Below are 18,927 nucleotides of genomic sequence, written 5' to 3' on the forward strand. Positions count from 1 at the left end.
CGCAGACGGCGGTCGTTGTGAGAAGTGCGCCGGTCGCGCTCCGCAGCCGGTCGCCTCGTAGTACGTGGCGACGAGCACCGCCAACGCGGCCGCGGCGGACGGGAGATGGTCGCGACCACCGCCAGCACCGGCTCCGGCCCGGGCCGGCGGGTGCCGACGCGCCGCCCCTCCGGGGCCCTGCGTCGCAGAACTCCCGGCACCAGGAGCAGGGCGGCCGCGGCCGAGGCCACCACCGTTCCGTCCAGGAGTGGAGCGATCGTGCTCACGCGCCCAGCCGCGTCCGCGCTTCCATCAGCGCGAAGCCGAGCAGGTTCAACCCGCGCCACTCGGCTGGCTGCTGGGCCCGGATGTCGTCGGCGGCCAGCCCGATGCCCCAGATCCGGTCCAGCGGGCTGGCCTCGACCAGCACCCGGTCGCCCGTGCCCAGCAGGTAGTCGCGCAGCGCCTCGTCCTGCCCGAACTTCGCGACGTTGCCCGCCACCACCAGCTCGAAGCGGCCGGCCGTCCAGGTCTCGTGGTCGAAGTCCCTGACCAGTCGACCCAGCTTCTTCGCCTCGCCGGGCGTCCGGGCCTCCAGCACCCGCTGAGCGATCTCCTCGTCGCCGAACATCCGGGCCTTGCCGGCCATCATCCAGTGCTCGGCGGAGGCGTAGCCGACCCCGTCGACGGTGAACTCGCCGGGCCACCACTGGCTCAGGCACTCCTGGCGCGTCCCGCCGCCCTTGCGCTCGGTGTGCCCCCAGAACATCACCCACTTCGGCCGCACCCCCTCGGCCATCAGCGCGACCAACTCCTCGCGGCTGCGGACGGCGGCCAGGTCCCCCACGTGCATCTCGCTCATATCGTCAGTCTGACATAAAGGGTGATTCGCCGCGAACCGTTTCGCGGTGAATCACTCCTCGGAGTGGAGGTCCGGATTCCGGGAACTCCGCAGGGGTGCCGGTCGGCGAGGCCGGAAGGGCCGGGTTCCGGCTGACGGGAGGTCAGTCCGGGCCCGGTGCCTCGGGAGGTCCCTTCCGTCAGGACTTGGCGGCCAGCTCCAGGAAGCGCAGTCCGACCTCCCGCACCTGCGCCGCCGTCCATGCCAGCGCCGCCTCGCCGAGGCTGACTTCGGCCATGGCGAGGCCGGGGGCGGCGTCCTGCCAGGACGAGACGAACCAGATGTCCTCCTTCTCCGCGAGCGCCAGGTGGGCGGCGTTCAGGGCCTTGGCCGGGTGCGGCAGCCAGAGCTGGAACTCGTGGGTGGGCGGGACCTCCGGGTGGAGCCGGGCGCCCGGCAGCGCGGCCAGGGCCGGTACGAGGGTGGCCGCGTGGCGGGTGCAGTCGGCCAGGCGGGGCAGCGCCGTGTCCAGGCCGTGGAGGGCGGCGAGAGCGGCGGGCCACTGCTGGAAGAGCTGGCCGCCGTAGCGGTGGCGCCAGGTGCGGGCGTGGGCGGTGAGGGCGGCGTCGCCGGCGAGGGCGGCTCCGCTGAGTCCGCCGAGGTCCTTGTAGTACGACACGTAGACGCTGTCGGCGAGGGCGGCGATCTCGTCGAGCCGCTTGTCGAAGTGGACCGTGGTGTTCCAGAGGCGTGCGCCGTCGAAGTGCACCCGGGCGCCGGCCTCGCGGGCGGCGGCGACCAGGGCGGTCAGCTCGTCCCAGTCGGGGAGGAGGTAGCCGGGGTCGCGCAGCGGGAGTTCGACCGCCAGGGTGCCGAACGGTTCGCCCAGCGCGGCGAGTTCCTCGGGCGTCGGCTGGCGTTGCGCGGTGGTGGGCCAGAGGCCGCGCAGGCCGGTGAGCTGGGTGTAGGCGTGGCGCTCGTGCCGCTCGATGTGGCTGAGCGGGTGCAGGGCGACGGCCGTGTTGCCGGTGTGCTCGGCGTGGTGGCGGAGGGCGACCTGCTGGGCCATCGTCCCGGTGGGGAAGAAGACCGCGTCCTCCTTGCCGAGCAGTGCGGCGGTCCTTTCCTCCAACTGCCGCACCGGGCCGTCGTTGCCGTAGAAGTCGGGACAGGTGTCCAGGCCGTCCAAGGCGGAGAGCTGGGCGAGGCGCTCGCGGATGCTGAGGACGCGGTCGGCGGAGAGGAAGCGCTTGCAGGTCATGCGGGCTGCGCGGCGCCGCTGGAACTCGCTCTGGTCGTCGGTCATCCGGCGATTGTCGGACTCCTCGTTTGTTCGGACCAACTGCTTTTCCCGGCGAGGGTGGAAGGCGTTCCAGAGCGGGCGACGGCACCGCCCGCCCGGGCGGTGCCGTCGGTGGGGAACAGAGGGAACGCGGCCGCCCGCCGACGCGGTGCCGCAGCCGGAACACGGCCGACGGGCCCGGAACACGGCCGACGGGCCCGGAGGGCTCAGCCTCGGGGCTCAGGGCGTTCGGGCGCAGGGTGTTCGACCGGTCGCGGAGCCGGAGCGTCCGGGTGCTCCTCGGCGGGCCAGCGGCCCTCGACGTACAGCCGGATGAGCGCGGCGTGGGACAGGGGGCTGGAGGGGTCGGCGACGTCGCCGTTGGTGGTGTAGTCGAGGAGCACGACCTCGTCCATCCCCCGGAGCCGCTCGACCAGGTCGGCGGTGCGGTGTTCGAGGACCCACCGGTAGGCGGGCAGGTAGATGCGGCGGCGGGCCGTCTCGTACGACAGGAGCCGGTCGCCGTGCGGGCCGGTTCGGTGGCCCTCGACGGGGCCGAACCGGCGCACCGTCCGCTTGAGGCCCTTCATCGAGGTGATGCGCAGCTTCGCGGGGTCGACGTCGGCGTCCCGGAAGACCTTGAGGGCCTGCCAGATCCCCTCCACCGACTCGCTGGTCAGGCCGTCACCGTACGGGACGGGGATGCCGCCGTGCGGGAAGAACGGGCTCAGCCGGACCCACGGGTCCGGTGCCTTGGAGGTGACGTCGACGATCTCCGCACCGGGGAACGCGGCGTTCAGTGCGGCTGTCGTGCGGCGGCGGCCGGCGATGTGGATCGGCATCCGTGGGTTGCCCTTCTCGGTGGCGCGGACCACCGAGTGTGCCCGGTGCCACCGACATCGGCGCCGAAACCGGAACCGAGAGCGACACCGACACCGGCGCCGACGGCAGGGCCGGGAACCGGGACCGGGCCGGTCGATGTCCACACCGGTGGATCGTGACACGGGTTCCCGGGGCGGGAGGGGAGAAGCATGGCGTCGGTTCCGGCGAGTGCCCGGGGGTTCGTCGGGGTGGCGATCGCGGTGGTCGCCTTTCCGATGCTGCTCGTCACGGCGAGGTTCGGCCTCCGCCTCTCGATCGCGGCCGTGGTCGTGACGGTCTGCGTCCTCCTGTGCGCCGTGCCGCTCGGCTGCGCCCGTCCGGACGGCTTCCGGGCCGCCACCGTCGTCGCCGGGTGCGCGGTCGGGCTCGCGACGGTGGTCGCGGGAGTCTTCCTGCTCCTGGGCGGAGTCGGGTTCGGTCGCCCGGACTGCCTGTTGCTCGGGATCGTGCTGCCGATCGCGGGGATCGCCCCGCTGGTCGCAGCCTTCCAACGGGTCCGGGGCGCCGAGCACGGCCGCCGACCGGCCGTACTCGGCGGGTCGGCGGCCGTACTCTCGGCCGTCGGCTGGCTCCTGACGGTCTTCGTCTAGGGAGCGGCCTCTGCGGCCCGACCGGGCCGGTAGTAGGCCGAGATCGGGGCACCGGCTTCGGCGGGCAGGGCCGGGCCGTCCGTCGTCACCGGCGGCCAGGCGCCCGAGTCGGGGTTGAGGGCGACGAGTTGCTCCGTGGAGAGCGCGTGGACGACCCGGCCGATGCCGGAGCGGAGGACGGCCCCTTCGCACATGCCGCAGGGCTGGCAGCTGGTGTACATCGTGGTGCGCGCGGCGGTGTCCGGGTCGAGTTCGCGGGCGGCCCAGCGGGCGAGCTTCAGTTCCGGGTGGGCCGTGATGTCGTCGTCGCGCCGCACGGTGTTGTGGGCCTCGGCGAGGATCTCGCCGTTCGGGCCGGCCAGCAGGGAGCCGTACGGGGCGTCGCCCCGGGCGACCGCCCGTACGGCGATGGCGATGGCGCGGCGCAGGAGGGTTTCGTCGGCTTCGGTGATCACGCGGTCCTCCAGTGGGTGGCGACGGTGGCGAGGGCCTGCCAGGCCCGTTCCGGTCGACGGGTCTCCTCCGGGTCCCCGTGGTAGGGGTCCAACACCACGGTCTCGGCGCCGAGTTCGCGCAGCCGGCGGAGGTCGTCGAGGATCTGTTCGACGGTGCCGACGCCGGCGGGCCGCTCGGGGTCGTCGACCGGCGTGGCGGTCGGCCGCAGGGCGATGCGGGGTGCGAAGCCCGGCATCGGGTGCTCGGCCAGGACGGACCGCATCCGGTCGACGGGGAGCCGCAGCGGGTGCCAGGCGTCGCCGAACCGGACCGCCCGGCGCAGCGCCGCCTCGCTGTGGCCGCCGACCCAGACCGGCACCTTCCGGTGTCCGGACGTGTTTGCCCAGGTGTCCCGCAGGGTCTCCAGGTGCTCGTCGGTCAGTCTGCCGCGCGCGTCGAACGGCACGCCGAGGGCGTCGAACTCCCGGCGCGCCCAGCCGACTCCGACGCCCAGGACGAACCGGCCGCCGCTGAGCCGGTCGAGGGTGGTCGCCATCCGTGCCACCAGCAGCGGGTTCCGGTACGGCAGGACGAGCACGGTCGTGCCCAGCCGCAGGCCGGGGGCGACCGCGGCGAGCCAGGACAGCGTGGTGAACGGCTCGTGGAACGGCTCCGGGTACCGCTCGGCCACGTCCGCGGTCACCGCCACGTGGTCCGACACCATGAGGAGGTCGAAGCCGAGACCCTCCGCGGTCCGGGCCCACTCGCGCAGCACGCCGGGGTCCGTCCCGGGGCCGAAGTTCGGTACGTTGACGCCAAGTTGCATGCTCCGAGGCTATCCCCGCGATCATGGCGGACGGAACGGACTCTTCCCGGTTCCGACCGTCGTCGGCCGCGGTTCTCCCGGTAGATTGCCGGAATGGCCGTGAATCTTGACGACACCGACTGGGCGATCATCGAGCAGCTGCAGCGGGAGGCCCGCATCTCCCTCAGCGAGCTGGGGCGCCGGGTGTCCCTCAGCCCGTCGGCGACCACGGAACGGGTGCGGAACCTGGAGTCGCTGGGCGTCATCACCGGCTACCACGCGACGGTGGACCTCTCGAAGGTCGGCTATCCGGTGCTCGCCGTCGTCCGGCTGAAGTACCCCGGCAACCGGCACGAGCCGCTGCGGCGACTGCTCGCCGAACGGCGGGAGATCCTGGAGTGCCTGCGCACCACCGGCGACGACTGCTACACGCTGAAGGTGGCCGCGACCTCCATGGAGCACCTGGAGACCCTGGTGGACGAGCTGGCCGGCTTCGGCAGCACCACCACGAACGTCGTCTACAGCCGGACGCTGCCGCTGCGCGGGCCCGGTCGGCCCTGAGGTCGGGGCGGGCGGTGCTCCCTCGATCGGGGGAGGCCGGCCGCATGCCGCGCGAGCAGACTGGCGATCGTGCCCCGGGGGTCTTCGACTCCCCACGATTCCAAAGGAGTCGACTCGTGCGTCGTTCGCGTATCCGCCGCCTGGCAGTCGCCCTCACGCTCTCGACCGCCGTTTCCGTCGCGTCCGGATGGTCGGTGGGGTCAGCCGGTTCGGCCGCGGCCCCGACGGACGTCGTCCAGCGGGGGCTGGACGCGCTGGTGCGAACGGACGGGATGCCCGCCGCGCTCGCGACCGTCCGGGACGGGCGTGGCCGAAGCCGTGACCACACCGCGGGGGTGGGGGACCTGGCCACCGGCGCCAAGGTCCCCGTCGACGGGCAGGTGCGGATCGGCAGCACCACCAAGACCTTCACCGCCGTCGTGGTGCTCCAGCTGGTGGGGGAGGGGAGGATCGACCTCGACGCCCCCGTCGACGCCTACCTGCCCGGGGTGGCCCGGGGCGAGGGCGTCGACGGGCGCGGCGTCACCGTCCGGCAGCTCCTCCGGCACACCAGCGGCCTGCCCGACTACGAGGGGCTGCTGGACGAAGCCTCCCTCCGCTCCCGGTACTTCGAGCCCCGGGAGCTGCTGGACCTCGCGCTCCGACAGAAGCCCGCCTCCGCACCGGGGGAGAAGTTCGGCTACAGCAGCACCAACTACGTGCTGGCGGGTCTGATCGTCCAGCGGGTGACCGGACGGCCGCTGGCCGAGGAGATCGACCGGCGGATCGTCCGGCGCATCGGGCTGCGGCACACCTACTTCCCGGCCGTGGGCGACCGCACCATCCGGGAGCCCCACCCCGAGGGCTACCGCAGGGAATCCGCCGACGGGCCGCTGACCGACTTCACGGAGCTGGACCCGTCGGCGGCCTGGGCGGCCGGGCAGATGGTCTCCACCAACTCGGACCTCAACCGGTTCTTCACCGAACTGCTCGTTCCGGACCGCCTGCTGCCCGCGGCCCAGCTCGCCCAGATGCGCACCACGGTGCCGATCGGAGACGGGGTCGGCGCCGGACTGGGCGTCTTCAGCCGGCCGCTCTCCTGCGGCGGGGTCTACTGGGGGCACGGCGGCGACATCCCGGGCTACGAGACCCGCGGTGGCGTCACCGACGAGGGGCGCGCCGTGAACATCGCGGTGACCACCGTCCCGACCGACCGCGCCGTCACCCGGCACCTCGAGGACGTCGTCGACGCCGCCCTGTGCCGCTGACGCGGGCCGGGCCGGGGGGCAGGAGCGGTGGCGGTTCCCCTCGTCGTCGATCACACCGTTGCCGTGGTGGACGGACATCGCGGACGAGCGGTCCTGGGCGGGGGAGCCGCCCGCGCGCCGCGTAGTGGGCATGGGTTGGCGCCCCGGGCATGACTTTCGACAGATCCGCATCGACGGCGGCGCTCATAGGGTCGTGGGCATGCGGATGAGTGGGGTGGCGCTGCCCGTGGTGGCGTCGGTGTGTATCGGGCTCGGTGTCACCAGCCTCTGGTGGGCGCTGCCCGCGATCGGGTTCTCCTTCCTGGCCGGGCTGCGGATGGAGCGGGTACGGCCGGCGGTGGTGGTGTTCGCCGTCCTGGTGGCGGCCGGGGTGCTCATGGTCGGGTCGATGCCCTCCTGGATCGTTCTGGGCCTGCGGTTCATCGCGCTCGCCGTGAGCACCGGGATGGGGCCGTGGTTGCTGGGCCGGTTCTGGCGGCAGTCGCAGGAGCTGGTGCGCGCCGGCTGGGAGCGGGCCGAGCGGTTGGAACGCGAGCAGCAACTCGTCGCCGAGCAGGCCCGCCTACGTGAACGTGCCCGCATCGCCCAGGACATGCACGACGCCCTCGGGCACGACCTCAGTCTGATCGCTCTGCGCGCGGGGGCCCTCAAGCTCGCTCCCGGCCTGGCCCAGCCCCACCGGGAGGCCGTCCAGGAGATCCGGGCGGGCGCGGCCGCCGCCGTCGACCGGCTCGGCGAGGTGATCGGCATCCTGCGCGCCGGGGACGAGAACGGCGAGGGCACCTCCGTGGCCCACGGGCCCGCGGACTCGGACATCCCGCAGCTCGTTGCCGAGGCGGCCGCCGCCGGCCTGGACGTCCGCTCGGAGATCACCGGGGAGCCGGACGGGCTCCCGCGCGCCACCGAGCACGCCGCTTTCCGGGTGGTGCAGGAGGCGCTGACCAACGCCGCCAAGCACGCACCGCGGGCGGCCGTCACCGTGGAGGTGGCCTACGCGGCGGACGGCGCCCGCCTCCGGGTGGTCAACGGGCCCGTGCCCGTGTCCGCCGGCGCCCGTGCCGGCGCGGCGTCGTCGGCCCCCCGGTCAACCCCTCGCAGCGCAACGCCCACCGCGACGTTCGTCGAGACGTTCGCCGGTACCTCCATCTCCACCGCAGCGCAGACCGCGGTGCCCGCCGTGCCGTCCACCGGCGGCCGCGGCCTGGTCGGCCTGACCGAGCGCGTCCGGCTCGCGGGCGGCACCTTCGCCCACCGGGCCCGCCCGGACGGCGGGTTCGAGGTCGTGGCCGAGCTGCCGCGCCGTGCCGCGGGGCCCGTCCCGCCGGTGCCCGCGGCCCCGCCCTCGCCGGTGCGCGAGCTGCGGCAGGCTCGGCGCAGGGTGGGGCGAACACTGGCCGCCGTGGTGCTCGTCCCGCTGGTGACGGCCGTGCTGCTGACCGTGGCCCTGCGAGTATGGACGCTCTACGTGGTCAGCCTGTCGGTGCTGGACCCGGAGGTCTACGCCTCCCTCCAGGTGGGGCAGGAGCAGGCCTCGGTCGAGCGCCTGCTGCCGGGCCACCGGCTGCCGTACCGCCCGCCGGCCGGGTCGTCGACACCGGCGCCGCCGTCGGGGGAGGGGGTCTCGTGCACCTACTACGCCATCACCGCCCAACTGTTCGTGGACCGGGCCGGCGACGCCTACCGGCTCTGCTTCCGGGACTCCCGGCTCGTCTCCCGCGACGTGCTCGTCTCCTGACCTCCCGTCGCACCTCTCTTCCCGCACCACATCCGTCCCGAGCGACCGACAGGAGCCGCCGATGACCACCGCACCGATCCGGGTGCTGCTCGCCGACGACGAGCCCATGATCCGTGCCGGACTGCGCGCCGTGCTCGCCACCGACCCGGGCATCGAGGTCGTCGCCGAGACCGGGGACGGCCGGGAGGCCGTCGAACTCGTCCGGCGCCACCGGCCGGACGTCGCCGTGCTGGACATCCGGATGCCCGGGACGGACGGCATCACGGCCGCCGCCGAGATCCGCCGCAACGGTCTGGCGACCGGAGTGCTCATGCTGACCACCTTCGGTGAGGACGACTACATCCTGCGCGCGCTCAGCGGCGGCGCGAACGGCTTCCTGATCAAGTCCGGAGAGCCCGAGGAACTGCTCGCCGGGGTGCACGCGGTGGCGGGCGGTGCGGCCTACCTCTCACCCAAGGTGGCCGCCCGGGTGGTCGCCCACCTGGCCGCCACCGGAGCCGGCGGCCCCGCCGACCGGCGCGCCGGAGCCCGGGAACAGGTGGCCGCCCTGACCACCCGGGAACGGGACGTACTGACGCTGATCTCCGCCGGGCTGTCCAACGGTCAGATCGCCCGCCGGCTGGGGGTGGTGGAGGGCACCGTGAAGGCCCATGTGAGCTCCATCCTGGCGCGGCTGGGCGTGGCCAACCGGGCGGCCGCCGCCGTCCTCGCGCACGAGGCCGGGCTGACCCTCGGCGCCACCTGCGGGGGCGGCCCGCGGGACTGAGACCGTCACGCCCGAGCCCGAGTTCGCGCCCGGGGCCGACGGTAGCGCCGGCGCCGACAGCAGCCGCCCGAGGACGGGCACCTCGGTCAGCGCCGTCACCACGGTGGTGGCCGCAGGCCGCAGGGCGAGGACGACCGCCGCCGTGACCGTGCCGCCGAGCGCGGCACCGGCGAGCACGTCGTGCGGATAGTGCACCCCGGCCGCCACCCGCAGCGCGGCCGTGGCAGCGCCGACAGGTACGGCCGACAGTGCCCAGCGCGGGCGCAGCAGCACCAGTCCCGTCGCCAGCGCGACCGCCAGGGTGGCGTGGTTGCTGGGGAACGACCAGTCACCCGGCGGCGGACACTCGGCCGCCGCCGGGTCCGGCAGCCCGGCCAGAGCCCGGCAGGGCCGCTCCTCGTCGAGGACTACCTTCAGCACCTCGCTCGCCCCGTAGGCCAGCACCGTGCCCAGCCCGACCAGTGCCACCCCCGCGACCGCCCCGGCGGCCCGCCGGGCCCGGGCCGTCCACCAGCAGAACGCCAGCAGCAGCCCCAGCACCAGCAACCCCACCTCGGTGGCCGGCTCCAGCAGCGAGGCCACCGCACGCGGGGCATCGGCGACGGCCTCCGCCACCCGCCGGTAGCCGGCCGCCGACCACCCGGCCGACACCCGCACCGGCCCCGCCCCACCACCCCGCTCCGGCGCCAGCCACGCCACCACCCCGGCCCCCGCGCAGAGCAGGGCCGCGGCCGGGACGGGCCTGCCCGCCCCCGCGGTCCGGACCCTTCGGCCGGCCGCGGACCTCCTGGATTTCCTGTCCGTGTACGTCATGGTCCGGACGGTAGAAGCCGAGGAGCCCTTTCCACCCGACCCGAAAGTCAGGCAACGACCATGACGATGGTCAGGGTTGACACCGCTGGTCGAGCCGGGCGGAGGGGCCGGGCGGGCGAACAGCGGCTGCCAGGACGAGCGGTGCGATCCTGCCGGGGCCGTCGAAGCGGGTGGGGCAGGGCGGCGGACGCGGAGCGGACGATCGGCAGGTCGGCCGACCTGCCGATGACTCCTGCGGTGCACCGGCCCGGAGCGGCGCCCACGGCACCTCGACCTGGTCCGGCGCGGCCGTCGCTGTTCTCAGGTGCCAGGAGCTTGAGGATCACGGGAGTCGAGGCAGGTCAACGATCCTCCTCCCGCAGGGCGAGCAGGGCCCCGGAGGCCGACACGAGCCCGGTGCTGCCCCGGGCTGCGCCCAGTCGGCCGGGCCGGGTGCGGTGGCGGCGTTCTCCGGGCCGATGGTGCCGTCGCGAACGAGGTCCGCCCGTACCCGCCGCTCGGGGCCGGCCGACGGGACGGCGGGACGGCGGCGATCAGCCGCCCGTCGCGGGCGGTCCCCGTGCCTTCGCCGGCCGCGACTCCGTCGATCAACTCGCAGTCCATGGCGCGGAGTCGGCGATCGGAGGCGTTGGCTTTCATGCGGCCGACAGTGCGCGGGCCGTGCGGCGGCCACGAGGAACGTGCGTCGATTTCACACGGAAGAGTGCTCACCCCGCGTCGGGAAGGCGTGGCGCCGTCCGCCGAGGGTGACGGTCAGTGCGGCGGCCAGCAGGACGAGGGCGGACCAGGGCAGAGCCGTCGGCCCGGCGTGGTCGAGGAGGAGGCCGCCGGCCAGGCCGCCGACCGCGATGCCGAGGTTCCAGCAGGTGACGAGCAGCGACTGGGCGATGTCCCCGGCCGGCCCGGCCGCGTCGGCGACGGCGGTCTGGAGGAGGGTGGCGGCGCCGCCGAAGCCGAGGCCCCAGAGCGCGGCGGCCGCGTAGACGGGCCGGCCGTCCGCGCCGAGCAGGGCGGCGGCGATGAGCAGTGCGGCGGCGGCGAGGAGGACGGAGGCGGCGATGGTCAGCGGCCGCAGGTGCCGGTCGATCAGGGCGCCCGTGCCGAGGATGCTCGCCAGCGAGGACAGCCCGATGACGAGCAGGACGGTGTCCGTCCGGCCGGCGAGCCCCAGTGGTGCGAGCAGCGCTGCGACGTACGTGTAGAGGACGTTGTGGGCGAGCACGAAGGTCGCCGTGACGGCCAGTACGGCGGCGACGCCCGGCGTCCGCAGCACCCGCCGGACCGGAGTCCGGGCCCGGTCGGCCCGGCCGGGCGGTTCCGGCAGCACGAGCAGCATCCAGCCGGTCAGCGCCAGGGCGATCGCGCTCATCAGCCCGAAGGTGGCCCGCCAGCCCACCAGGCTTGCCAGCAGGGTGCCGGCGGGAACGCCCACCGACAGGGCGACCGTCGAGCCGGTCATGGCGACGGCCGTCGCCCGCCCGCGCTGCTCCGGGGCGACGATGCCCCGGGCGTACCCGGCCAGCAGCGCCCAGAGCAGCCCGGCGACCAGGCCGGCCGCGAACCGGGCGGCCATGGTGAGCGGATAGCTCGGCGAGACGGCGGTGACGGCGTTGGCCGCGGCGAAGCCTCCGACGGCGACCAGCAGCAGGGGCTTGCGTGGCAGGCGGCCGGTGACGGCGGTCAGCGGGACGGCGGCCGCGATGGAGCCGACCGCGTAGAGCGTGACGGACTGCCCGGTGGCGGACTGGCCGACGCCGAGGTCGGCACTCATCGCGGGCAGCACCCCGGCGGGCAGGGCCTCGGTCATGATCGTGACGAACCCGCCGGCGCTCATGGCCAGCAGCGCGGGCCAGGGCAGCCTCGGTGCCGCGGCCACCGGCCGCGCGGGGGTGTGGAGTTCAGGAGTGGGCATGGGCCCGATCGTTTATCGTTGACATCCGTGTCAAGGTCCAGCCGGGAGGGCGCCGGCCCGGGGGTGAGGATGGTCACACATGCGCATCGGCGAACTCGCCCGGCGGGCGGAGACCACTCCGCGCCTGCTGCGCTACTACGAGCAGCAGGGGCTGATCACGCCGCGCCGCGAGGCGAACGGCTACCGCGCGTACGACGAGTACCTCGTGGACCGGGTGCTGCAGATCCGCGGGCTGTTGGACGCGGGGCTGCCGACCCGGATCATCAAGCAGATCCTGCCCTGCCTGGACACCCCGCGGACGATCCACTTCGCCGACGCCACACCGGAGATGCTCACCGCCCTGGAGACCGAGACGGACCGGATGACCCGCCGGATCCTGTGCCTGACGCGCAACCGGGACGCCATCCGGGAGTACCTGGACGTGGTCAAGAGCCTCTCCTGAACTCTCCTGGACCGGCTGTCGGAACCGCCGCTTGACCTTGCCACCGGTGTCAGCGTTGGACGCTGTCGTCATGACCGACACGAACGACACGAACGACACCAACGACACCAACGACACGAACCACGCGACTGACGCGACCGGTGCGACTGACGCGGCCGACGCGACCGGCTCCGCGATCCGCCACACCGCCTTCGGCGACGGCACCCCGATCGTCCTGATCCACGGCTACACCGTCGACCACCGCGTCCTGCTGCCGCTCGAACCCGCCTTCGCCGACCGCCCCGGCTGGCGCCGCCTCTACCTCGACCTCCCCGGCCACGGCAGCAGCCCCCGGCTGCCGGGCCCGGCCTCGGCGAGTGCCCTGGCCGAGGCCGTCTCCGGGTGGATCGAGGAGCAGGTCGGCCGTCGCCCCTTCGCCGTGGTCGGCCAGTCCTTCGGCGGCCAGCTGGCCCGGGCGGTGACCGCGCGGTTCGGCGAACAGGTGCTGGGCTCGGCGCTGTTGGTGCCGGTGGTGCGCTGGGGCGCCGACCGGGTGCTGCCCGAGGAGTCCGTGGTCGAACGCGACGAGGACCTCCTCGCCCGTCTCCCGGCCGCCGGCCGCGAGCTGTTCCGGTACGTCATGGCCCGCCACACCGAGGCGAGTCGGGAGCTCTTCGAGCGCTACGTCCGGCCCGGCTGGGAGGCGCACGACCGGGAGGCCGCCGCCGAACTCGAAGCCGACTTCCTGCTGCCGCACTGGCCCGAACACCGGGCCCCGCAGCACCGCGGCCACCACCTGCTGGTCACCACCCGGCAGGACGCCCTGGTCGGCTGGCGCGACCAGCTCGCCCTGCTCGACCACTACCCCCGGATGGCCGCCGCCGTCCTCGACGGCGTCGGCCACAACCCCCAGGTCGAGGCCGCCGGAGCCGTCCGCACCCTGTTCGGCCACTGGCTCGACCGGCTCGGCCCCCACCGAAGCCCGCGCCACTGAGACCCGCGCCACTGAGACCCGCGCCGCCAGGAAAGCCACCGGGAAAGCCACCGGGAAAGCCACCGGGAAGCCGAGGGAACGCCGACGGCCCCGCGACCGGTCGTCCCGGTCACGAGGCCGTTCGCCGAGCCGTCGCCGTCGCCGACGCCGCCCCGCCGCAGCCCGGACCCCGGATGCCCGGGGTCACCCGATGGAGCGGGGAAGCCGGGTGGTCAGGTACAGGATGGTGAAGGAGCCGAGGAGCTGGATGCCCAGGCACAGCGCGAGGGCCCGGTCCATGCCCAGGACGGGGGAGAGCGAGAGGTAGAGGGTGCCGAGGGTGGCGACGCCCAGGGCGAGGCTGGACTGCTGGCCGGTGGCGAGGACACCGCTGCCGACGCCGGCCCGGGCGGCCGGCACCTTGGCGAGGACGACCCGGAACAGCGGGGTGCCGATCAGACCCTGCCCGATGCCGGCGAGGGCGACGCCCGGGGCCATCCGGAGCGGGGAGAAGTGCGCCCAGTCGGCCAGGACGGTCAGGGCGAGGGTGCCGAGGCCGGTGGCCTGGACGACGGCGCCCGCGCTGAGCACCCGGCTGCCCCAGCGGCCGATCAGCCGCGGCCCGGCGAGCGAGGCGGAGAAGTAGCCGACCGCCATCGGGACGAGCGCCCAGCCCGCCGCGACCGGGCCGAGCCGGAGGCCCTGCTGGAGCGCGACCGCGATGACGAACATGAAGCCGCCGAAGCCGGCGAAGTAGGGCAGTGCGATGCCGAGGCCGCGCCGCATCTCCGGGATGCGCAGCAGGGACGGCGGCACCAGCGGGGTGTCCCCGCGCCGCTCGGCGCGGCGCTCGACGACGCCGAAGGCGACGGCGAGGACGGGGAACAGCGCCAGCAGCACCCAGGACCAGAGCGGCCAGCCGGCGGCCCGGCCCTCCATCAGCGGGATGAGCAGGGAGAGCAGGGTGGCGGTGAGCAGGACGGTGCCGGGGACGTCGACCCGGGCGGCCGTGGCGGCCCTGTTCTCCGGGACGTAGCGGACCGCGAGCACCACGGCGAGCAGCGCGAACGGCACGTTCAGCAGGAACACCGAGCGCCAGCCGGTGCCGAACAGGTCGGCGGCGACCAGCATTCCGCCGAGCACCTGCCCGATCACCACCGAGATCCCGCCGACGGCGCCGTAGACGCTGAGCGCGCGGCCGCGCCGGGCGCCCTCGGTGGCGGCGGTGATGGTGCCGAGCACCTGCGGGATCAGCAGCGCGGCCGAGGCGCCCTGGGCGGCCCGGGCGGCGACCAGGGACCACGCGCCGGGGGCGAGGCCGCAGGCCAGCGAGGTGAGGGCGAAGGCGACGGCTCCGACGACGAAGAGCCGGCGGCGGCCGTAGTTGTCGCCGAGGCGCCCGCCGAGGACGAGCAGCACGGCGAAGGCGATGCCGTAGCCGGCGGCGACCAGTTCGAGGACGGCGGGCCCGGCGGCCAGGTCGTGGTCGATGGTGGGCAGGGCGACGTTGACGATGAAGAAGTCGAGCATCGGCAGGAAGGCGCCGAGCAGCACGGTGACCAGGCCGGCGGTGCCGAGGGTGGCGGCGGGTCCGGCGGGTCCGGCGGAGCCGGGCGAGGTGGTACGGGCGGCCGCGGTGCCCGGAGTGGTGGCGGTGCGGGCCGATGCGGGGGCGACGGCGAGTTGTTGGGTCACGGGTCATACGATCCGTCGCTCCGTACCCTGGTACCAGAGTGTGGTTATCCAGGTATAAGAAGTACCTGGCAACAGGCTGACGGCTGCCGCATGCTGGGGAGCATGAGTCTCGCCACGCCTCCCGCGCAAGCCCGCACCGGTCCGGCCGGCCCCGCGCGAGCCCGCACCGGTTCGACCGGTTCAGCCGGTCCGACCGGTCCGGGCCCGGCCACCCCCGACGACGCCCGCCGCCACGAGCTGGCCGGGTTCCTGCGCAGCCGCCGCGAGCGCCTGGCGCCCGAGCAGGTGGGCCTGCCGATGACCGGCCGCCGCCGGACGCCGGGGCTGCGCCGGGAGGAGGTCGCGCAGCTCGCCGCGGTCGGGGTGACCTGGTACACGTGGCTGGAACAGGGACGGGACATCCAGGTGTCCACCCAGGTGCTGGACTCGGTGGCCCGGGCGCTGCTGTTGGATCCGAGCGAGCGCGCCCACCTGTTCACCCTGGCCGGCGCGGAGGACCCGGCGCCGGTGCGGGACTGCCCCTCGGTGACCCCGGGCGTACGGCTGCTGCTGGAGCAGCTGGCGCCGTTCCCCGCCATGGTGGTCAACTCCCGCTACGACGTGCTGGCGTACAACGCCCAGTACACCGCGATCGTCGGCGATCTCGACGAACTGGCCCCCGCGGACCGGAACCTGATGTGGATGGCGTTCACGCCCTCGCAGTTCCGCGAGGTGCTGGTGGACTACCGCACCGAGCGCCTCGGCATCGTGGCCCGGTTCCGCTCGGCGATGGCCGACCACGGCTCGGAGCCGGCCTGGAAGGCGCTGCTGGCCCGGATGCTCAAGGCCTCGCCGGAGTTCGCGGAGCTCTGGCAGCGGCACGACGTGATGCGGCCGGGCAACGGGATCAAGCGCTTCCAGGTGCCGGGCGTCGGCCTGTTGCGCTGTGAGTACACCAACTTCTGGCTCAGCCCGCAGCTGGGGACGCGGATGATCACGTACACCCCGCTGGACGACGAGACCCGCGCGCTGATGGACCTGCTGCCCACCCGCGCCTGACCGGCCCACCCGTGCCTAGGCCCGCAGCGCCGCGTCCCGCCCGAGCCACAGGCACACCGCGGCCAGCGGCAGTTCGATGCAGGTGGCCATGGCCAGCGCGGCGAGCACCGCGTGGCCCGGCCCGGCGCAGGCGATGTCGGCCAGCGCGTCCCCGGTGAGCAGCAGGGCCACCGCCGCGCCCGCCCAGAGCGCGGCGGGGCTGCGCCGGCGCAGCAGCGCGTCCAGCGAGAGCAGGGCGGCGAACTCGGTGAGGTCGAGCACGACCCACGGGGTCTCGTGGCAGACGGCGAGGACCGCCAGCCAGGGCAGCAGCGCGACGGCCGCCAGGGCCGGAAGCCGGGCGAAGCGCGCGGGCAGGACGTACGAGGGGGCGGGGCGGGCGGCGAGGACGGCGGTGGTCACGCGGCACCCCGGCCCAGGCTCCGCACCCGCTCCAGCGGCAGCCGCTCGGCGGCCCCGCCCGCCGGGTGTTCGACCCGTACCGCGTCGAACGGCCCCTCGGCCCAGGCGATCCAGAACCGCCCGGCCACCGTGACCACCTCGGCCGTCGACCGCACCCGGCGGAACGGCCGCCGCCCGGTGAACTCCACCGCGGGCGCCGCACCGTCGGCGGCCAGCCGACCCCAGGCCAGTACGTGCCGGCTCCGCCCGGCGGACGGGCAGTGCCGGGCACCGCGCAGCAGCTGTGCGGTGAGCCGGGCGGCGACCAGGACGTCGGTCAACTCCCCGTGCTGGTAAAGCTCCAGCGCGGCCCGGCCGCGTCCTGACCGCACGCTGCGGACCGACCAGGGCCCGGCCCCGGCCGGCAGCGTGCCGTCCGCCGCCGACACCGACTCCACGTCAGGCGGCGCCCCCTCCGGCTGCGCCCCCTCCGGCAGCGCCACGTCCGCCGCCGGCGTTCCGGAAGCACCCCCGGGGCCGGGCCGCCCGTGCGGCGGAGTGGCGGAGTGCGATGCAGTGCTCGTCATGCCCTCAAGCCTTCCGCCGGGACCCCCGTCCTGTCGGTAGTGCCCCACACCTAATCGGGGGTGTACCTGGCTACACCCCCACCCGGAACCCCCCTTCATGGCGGCCCGTGATCACGGAGCCCTACGCTGTCCGGCATGCCCTCCACCACGTTGCGCCGAGCGCTCGTCAGGAGCCTCCGGCGCCCACCGTGGTCGCCCGAGGCCTGGCGGGACGTCCGCTTCACCGCCGCCGGAATACCCATGGCGCTGCCGGTCTGGCTGGCCGTCACCGAGTCGAGCCTGCTCTTCCCGCTGCTCGCCGCCGTCCTGCTCTGCGCCCGCCCGTTGACCGCCCTCCAGCGCGGCCGGCTGCGCGCCCTGAGGGGGGTGGAGGTGCCGCCGCTGCGCCCGCCGACGGGGCGTCAGGTCTGGCTGCTGGGGATGACCTGGCGCCAGGCCCTGCACCACCTGGTGGCCGGGCCGCTGCTCGCGGCGGGCGCGCTGGCGGTGCTGTACGCCTGGGCGGCCGCCGTGGTGCTGGCCACCGTGTACGGCTGGATCTGGCTGCTGCCCGCCGGCACCGCGCTGCGCGCCGGCCTGGCCGGGGAGGACGTCCTGCTCACCCTCGGCGGGGTGGTGCTGCTGGCGGTGCTGCCCCCGGTGGGGACGCGACTGGCCTGGCTGGAGGTGTGGGTGGCCCGGCGGCTGCTCGGTCCGGACCGGGCGGAGGCGCTGGAGCGGCGGGTCGAGGAGATCGCCGAGAGCCGGGCCGGGCTGGTCGACGCGGTGGACGCCGAGCGCCGCCGGATCGAGCGCGACCTGCACGACGGCGCCCAGCAGCGGCTCACCTCCCTCGCGATGAACCTGGGCCTGGCCCGGCGCACCCTCAAGGACGTGCCGCCCGAGGTGATGCAGGTGATCGTCGACGCGCACGAGGAGGCCCAGGCGGCCATCGACGAGCTGCGCGACCTGGTCCGCGGCCTGCACCCCGCCGTCCTGGAGGACCGCGGCCTGGACGCGGCGCTGTCCGGCGTCGCCGCCCGTGCTCCGTTGCCGGTGCGCCTGGACGTCGACCTCTCCGAGCAGGTCGCCCCCACCGTCGAGGCGGTCGCCTACTTCACCGTCTCCGAGGCGCTCACCAACGTGGCCAAGCACGCCAGGGCGAACCGCGTCGACCTCTCGGTGCGGACGGCCGACGGCCGGCTGCGCCTGGTCATCAGCGACGACGGCGTGGGCGGCGCGGACCCCTCGCGCGGCACCGGGCTCACCGGTCTGCGCAAGCGCGCCGCCTCGGTCGACGGCACGCTGTCCGTTCTCAGCCCCCTCGGGGGCCCCACCACCATCACCGTGGAGTTGCCGTGCGCGCTGTGATCGCCGAGGACTCGGTCCTGCTGAGGGTCGGCCTGGTCAAGGTCCTGGAGGCGGTGGGCTTCGAGGTCGTGGCCGCCGTCGGGGACGCCGTGGAACTGCTGGCCGCCGTCGAGGAGCACCGCCCGAAGGTGGTGGTGGCCGACGTCCGGATGCCCCCGGGGTTCCACGACGAGGGGGTGAAGGCGGCGATGGTGATCCGCCGGCAGTGGCCGGACACCGCCGTCCTGCTGCTCTCCCAGTTCGTGGAGGAGCGCTACGCCGCGGACCTGCTGGCGACCAACACCAGCGGTGTCGGCTACCTGCTCAAGCAGCGGGTGGCCAATGTGGACGACTTCGTGGACGCGCTCCAGCGCGTCGCCGAGGGCGGCACCGCGCTGGACCCGGAGGTGGTCGCCCAGCTGCTGGTGCGCCGCCACCGGGACCCGCTGGAGAAGCTGACCCCGCGCGAGCGCGACGTGCTCGCCCTGATGGCGGAGGGCCGTTCCAACGCCGCGATCGCGGGCTCGCTGGTGGTCAGCGACAGTGCGGTGGCCAAGCACATCAACTCGATCTTCACCAAGCTCGACCTGCCGCCGGCCGAGGACAGCCACCGCCGGGTGATGGCGGTGCTGCGCTTCCTGGAGGTCGGGTAGCC

20 protein-coding genes and 1 pseudogene are annotated in these 18,927 nt (G+C 74.6%); 11 read left to right on the forward strand and 10 right to left on the reverse strand.

Going from position 1 to position 18,927, the window contains the following annotated elements; translation table 11 throughout:
* Positions 1–262: 262 nt before the first annotated feature.
* The 3 genes from ACWDBB_RS09970 to ACWDBB_RS09980 form a co-directional block, all read right to left on the reverse strand.
* Positions 263–841: an NADAR family protein gene (locus ACWDBB_RS09970; protein ID WP_449789107.1), complete on the reverse strand. Its 579-nt coding sequence runs from the start codon at positions 839–841 to the stop codon at positions 263–265.
* A 178-nt stretch (positions 842–1,019) separates the two neighbouring features.
* The gene (locus ACWDBB_RS09975; RefSeq protein WP_449789108.1) at positions 1,020–2,126 is read right to left on the reverse strand and encodes a threonine aldolase family protein; all 1,107 of its coding nucleotides are present in this window, start codon (positions 2,124–2,126) and stop codon (positions 1,020–1,022) included.
* A gap of 203 nt (positions 2,127–2,329) precedes the next feature.
* Positions 2,330–2,944: a DUF6939 family protein gene (locus ACWDBB_RS09980; protein ID WP_449789109.1), complete on the reverse strand. Its 615-nt coding sequence runs from the start codon at positions 2,942–2,944 to the stop codon at positions 2,330–2,332.
* A 189-nt stretch (positions 2,945–3,133) separates the two neighbouring features.
* Between ACWDBB_RS09980 and ACWDBB_RS09985 the strand changes: the two genes are divergently transcribed.
* On the forward strand, positions 3,134–3,574 hold the full coding sequence (locus ACWDBB_RS09985) for a hypothetical protein (protein ID WP_449789110.1): 441 nt from the start codon (positions 3,134–3,136) through the stop codon (positions 3,572–3,574).
* Here the strand turns inward: ACWDBB_RS09985 and ACWDBB_RS09990 are convergent.
* On the reverse strand, positions 3,571–4,029 hold the full coding sequence (locus ACWDBB_RS09990; protein ID WP_449789111.1) for a nucleoside deaminase: 459 nt from the start codon (positions 4,027–4,029) through the stop codon (positions 3,571–3,573). The two genes, ACWDBB_RS09985 and ACWDBB_RS09990, sit on opposite strands and share 4 nt — an antisense overlap.
* Positions 4,026–4,835 carry an LLM class flavin-dependent oxidoreductase gene (locus ACWDBB_RS09995; RefSeq protein ID WP_449789112.1) on the reverse strand — a complete coding sequence of 270 codons (810 nt, stop codon included), beginning with the start codon at positions 4,833–4,835 and terminating at the stop codon, positions 4,026–4,028. The genes ACWDBB_RS09990 and ACWDBB_RS09995 overlap by 4 nt, the downstream gene beginning before the upstream one ends.
* A 93-nt stretch (positions 4,836–4,928) precedes the next feature.
* On the opposite strand from ACWDBB_RS09995, the gene ACWDBB_RS10000 reads away from it, so the two are divergent.
* The 4 genes from ACWDBB_RS10000 to ACWDBB_RS10015 all read left to right on the forward strand — a co-directional run bounded on the left by ACWDBB_RS10000 (position 4,929) and on the right by ACWDBB_RS10015 (position 9,123).
* Positions 4,929–5,375: an Lrp/AsnC family transcriptional regulator gene (locus ACWDBB_RS10000; RefSeq protein WP_449789113.1), complete on the forward strand. Its 447-nt coding sequence runs from the start codon at positions 4,929–4,931 to the stop codon at positions 5,373–5,375.
* Between the two features lie 116 nt (positions 5,376–5,491).
* On the forward strand, positions 5,492–6,622 hold the full coding sequence (locus ACWDBB_RS10005) for a serine hydrolase domain-containing protein (protein WP_449789114.1): 1,131 nt from the start codon (positions 5,492–5,494) through the stop codon (positions 6,620–6,622).
* Positions 6,623–6,821: 199 nt separating this feature from the next.
* Entirely contained in the window at positions 6,822–8,357 is a 1,536-nt protein-coding gene (locus tag ACWDBB_RS10010) for a sensor histidine kinase (protein ID WP_449789115.1), read from the forward strand.
* 61 nt (positions 8,358–8,418) lie between these two features.
* Positions 8,419–9,123, forward strand: a complete 705-nt coding sequence (locus ACWDBB_RS10015; RefSeq protein ID WP_449789116.1) for a response regulator — start codon at positions 8,419–8,421, stop codon at positions 9,121–9,123.
* A gap of 183 nt (positions 9,124–9,306) precedes the next feature.
* Here the strand turns inward: ACWDBB_RS10015 and ACWDBB_RS10020 are convergent.
* Positions 9,307–9,591 (reverse strand): annotated as a pseudogene (locus ACWDBB_RS10020) (phosphatase PAP2 family protein); the annotation flags it as partial.
* Here ACWDBB_RS10020 and ACWDBB_RS10025 point away from each other — a divergent pair.
* The gene (locus ACWDBB_RS10025) at positions 9,569–9,748 is read left to right on the forward strand and encodes a hypothetical protein (protein ID WP_392920249.1); all 180 of its coding nucleotides are present in this window, start codon (positions 9,569–9,571) and stop codon (positions 9,746–9,748) included. The pseudogene ACWDBB_RS10020 and the gene ACWDBB_RS10025 overlap by 23 nt on opposite strands.
* Before the next feature lie 879 nt (positions 9,749–10,627).
* On the opposite strand, the gene ACWDBB_RS10030 is transcribed toward ACWDBB_RS10025, so the two are convergent.
* Complete coding sequence (locus tag ACWDBB_RS10030; RefSeq protein WP_449789117.1) at positions 10,628–11,848, reverse strand: MFS transporter; 1,221 nt, start codon at positions 11,846–11,848, stop codon at positions 10,628–10,630.
* Positions 11,849–11,927: 79 nt separating this feature from the next.
* Between ACWDBB_RS10030 and ACWDBB_RS10035 the strand changes: the two genes are divergently transcribed.
* Together ACWDBB_RS10035 and ACWDBB_RS10040 are read left to right on the forward strand one after the other, a co-directional pair.
* Positions 11,928–12,290, forward strand: coding sequence for a MerR family transcriptional regulator (locus ACWDBB_RS10035; RefSeq protein WP_449789118.1), 363 nt, complete (start codon positions 11,928–11,930; stop codon positions 12,288–12,290).
* Positions 12,291–12,360: 70 nt separating this feature from the next.
* A complete protein-coding gene (locus tag ACWDBB_RS10040; protein WP_449789119.1) occupies positions 12,361–13,263 on the forward strand; it encodes an alpha/beta fold hydrolase in 903 nt (300 codons plus the stop codon).
* A 183-nt stretch (positions 13,264–13,446) separates the two neighbouring features.
* On the opposite strand, the gene ACWDBB_RS10045 is transcribed toward ACWDBB_RS10040, so the two are convergent.
* Positions 13,447–14,937, reverse strand: a complete 1,491-nt coding sequence (locus tag ACWDBB_RS10045; RefSeq protein ID WP_449789120.1) for an MFS transporter — start codon at positions 14,935–14,937, stop codon at positions 13,447–13,449.
* A gap of 102 nt (positions 14,938–15,039) precedes the next feature.
* On the opposite strand from ACWDBB_RS10045, the gene ACWDBB_RS10050 reads away from it, so the two are divergent.
* Positions 15,040–15,975, forward strand: coding sequence for a helix-turn-helix transcriptional regulator (locus ACWDBB_RS10050; protein ID WP_449789121.1), 936 nt, complete (start codon positions 15,040–15,042; stop codon positions 15,973–15,975).
* Positions 15,976–15,990: 15 nt separating this feature from the next.
* Here ACWDBB_RS10050 and ACWDBB_RS10055 read toward each other — a convergent pair whose 3' ends face one another.
* Entirely contained in the window at positions 15,991–16,377 is a 387-nt protein-coding gene (locus tag ACWDBB_RS10055; RefSeq protein WP_449789122.1) for a hypothetical protein, read from the reverse strand.
* Positions 16,374–16,943, reverse strand: a complete 570-nt coding sequence (locus ACWDBB_RS10060; protein ID WP_449789123.1) for a hypothetical protein — start codon at positions 16,941–16,943, stop codon at positions 16,374–16,376. Before ACWDBB_RS10060 ends, ACWDBB_RS10055 begins: the two co-directional genes overlap by 4 nt.
* A gap of 135 nt (positions 16,944–17,078) precedes the next feature.
* Here ACWDBB_RS10060 and ACWDBB_RS10065 point away from each other — a divergent pair, with 135 nt between their 5' ends.
* Positions 17,079–18,293, forward strand: coding sequence for a histidine kinase (locus ACWDBB_RS10065; RefSeq protein WP_449789124.1), 1,215 nt, complete (start codon positions 17,079–17,081; stop codon positions 18,291–18,293).
* Positions 18,281–18,925: a response regulator gene (locus ACWDBB_RS10070; protein WP_449789125.1), complete on the forward strand. Its 645-nt coding sequence runs from the start codon at positions 18,281–18,283 to the stop codon at positions 18,923–18,925. The genes ACWDBB_RS10065 and ACWDBB_RS10070 overlap by 13 nt, the downstream gene beginning before the upstream one ends.
* Positions 18,926–18,927 lie beyond the last annotated feature (2 nt).

It is taken from the genome of Kitasatospora sp. NPDC001095 (genome assembly GCF_053598615.1).

Excerpts from the sequence above, each read along its gene's own strand:
- ACWDBB_RS09970 (WP_449789107.1), bottom strand. The coding sequence starts at position 841 with ATGAGCGAGATGCACGTGGGGGACCTGGCCGCCGTCCGCAGCCGCGAG.
- ACWDBB_RS09975 (WP_449789108.1), bottom strand. The coding sequence starts at position 2,126 with ATGACCGACGACCAGAGCGAGTTCCAGCGGCGCCGCGCAGCCCGCATG.
- ACWDBB_RS09980 (WP_449789109.1), bottom strand. The coding sequence starts at position 2,944 with ATGCCGATCCACATCGCCGGCCGCCGCCGCACGACAGCCGCACTGAAC.
- ACWDBB_RS09985 (WP_449789110.1), top strand. The coding sequence starts at position 3,134 with ATGGCGTCGGTTCCGGCGAGTGCCCGGGGGTTCGTCGGGGTGGCGATC.
- ACWDBB_RS09995 (WP_449789112.1), bottom strand. The coding sequence starts at position 4,835 with ATGCAACTTGGCGTCAACGTACCGAACTTCGGCCCCGGGACGGACCCC.
- ACWDBB_RS10000 (WP_449789113.1), top strand. The coding sequence starts at position 4,929 with ATGGCCGTGAATCTTGACGACACCGACTGGGCGATCATCGAGCAGCTG.
- ACWDBB_RS10010 (WP_449789115.1), top strand. The coding sequence starts at position 6,822 with ATGCGGATGAGTGGGGTGGCGCTGCCCGTGGTGGCGTCGGTGTGTATC.
- ACWDBB_RS10015 (WP_449789116.1), top strand. The coding sequence starts at position 8,419 with ATGACCACCGCACCGATCCGGGTGCTGCTCGCCGACGACGAGCCCATG.
- ACWDBB_RS10030 (WP_449789117.1), bottom strand. The coding sequence starts at position 11,848 with ATGCCCACTCCTGAACTCCACACCCCCGCGCGGCCGGTGGCCGCGGCA.
- ACWDBB_RS10035 (WP_449789118.1), top strand. The coding sequence starts at position 11,928 with ATGCGCATCGGCGAACTCGCCCGGCGGGCGGAGACCACTCCGCGCCTG.
- ACWDBB_RS10040 (WP_449789119.1), top strand. The coding sequence starts at position 12,361 with ATGACCGACACGAACGACACGAACGACACCAACGACACCAACGACACG.
- ACWDBB_RS10050 (WP_449789121.1), top strand. The coding sequence starts at position 15,040 with ATGAGTCTCGCCACGCCTCCCGCGCAAGCCCGCACCGGTCCGGCCGGC.
- ACWDBB_RS10060 (WP_449789123.1), bottom strand. The coding sequence starts at position 16,943 with ATGACGAGCACTGCATCGCACTCCGCCACTCCGCCGCACGGGCGGCCC.
- ACWDBB_RS10065 (WP_449789124.1), top strand. The coding sequence starts at position 17,079 with ATGCCCTCCACCACGTTGCGCCGAGCGCTCGTCAGGAGCCTCCGGCGC.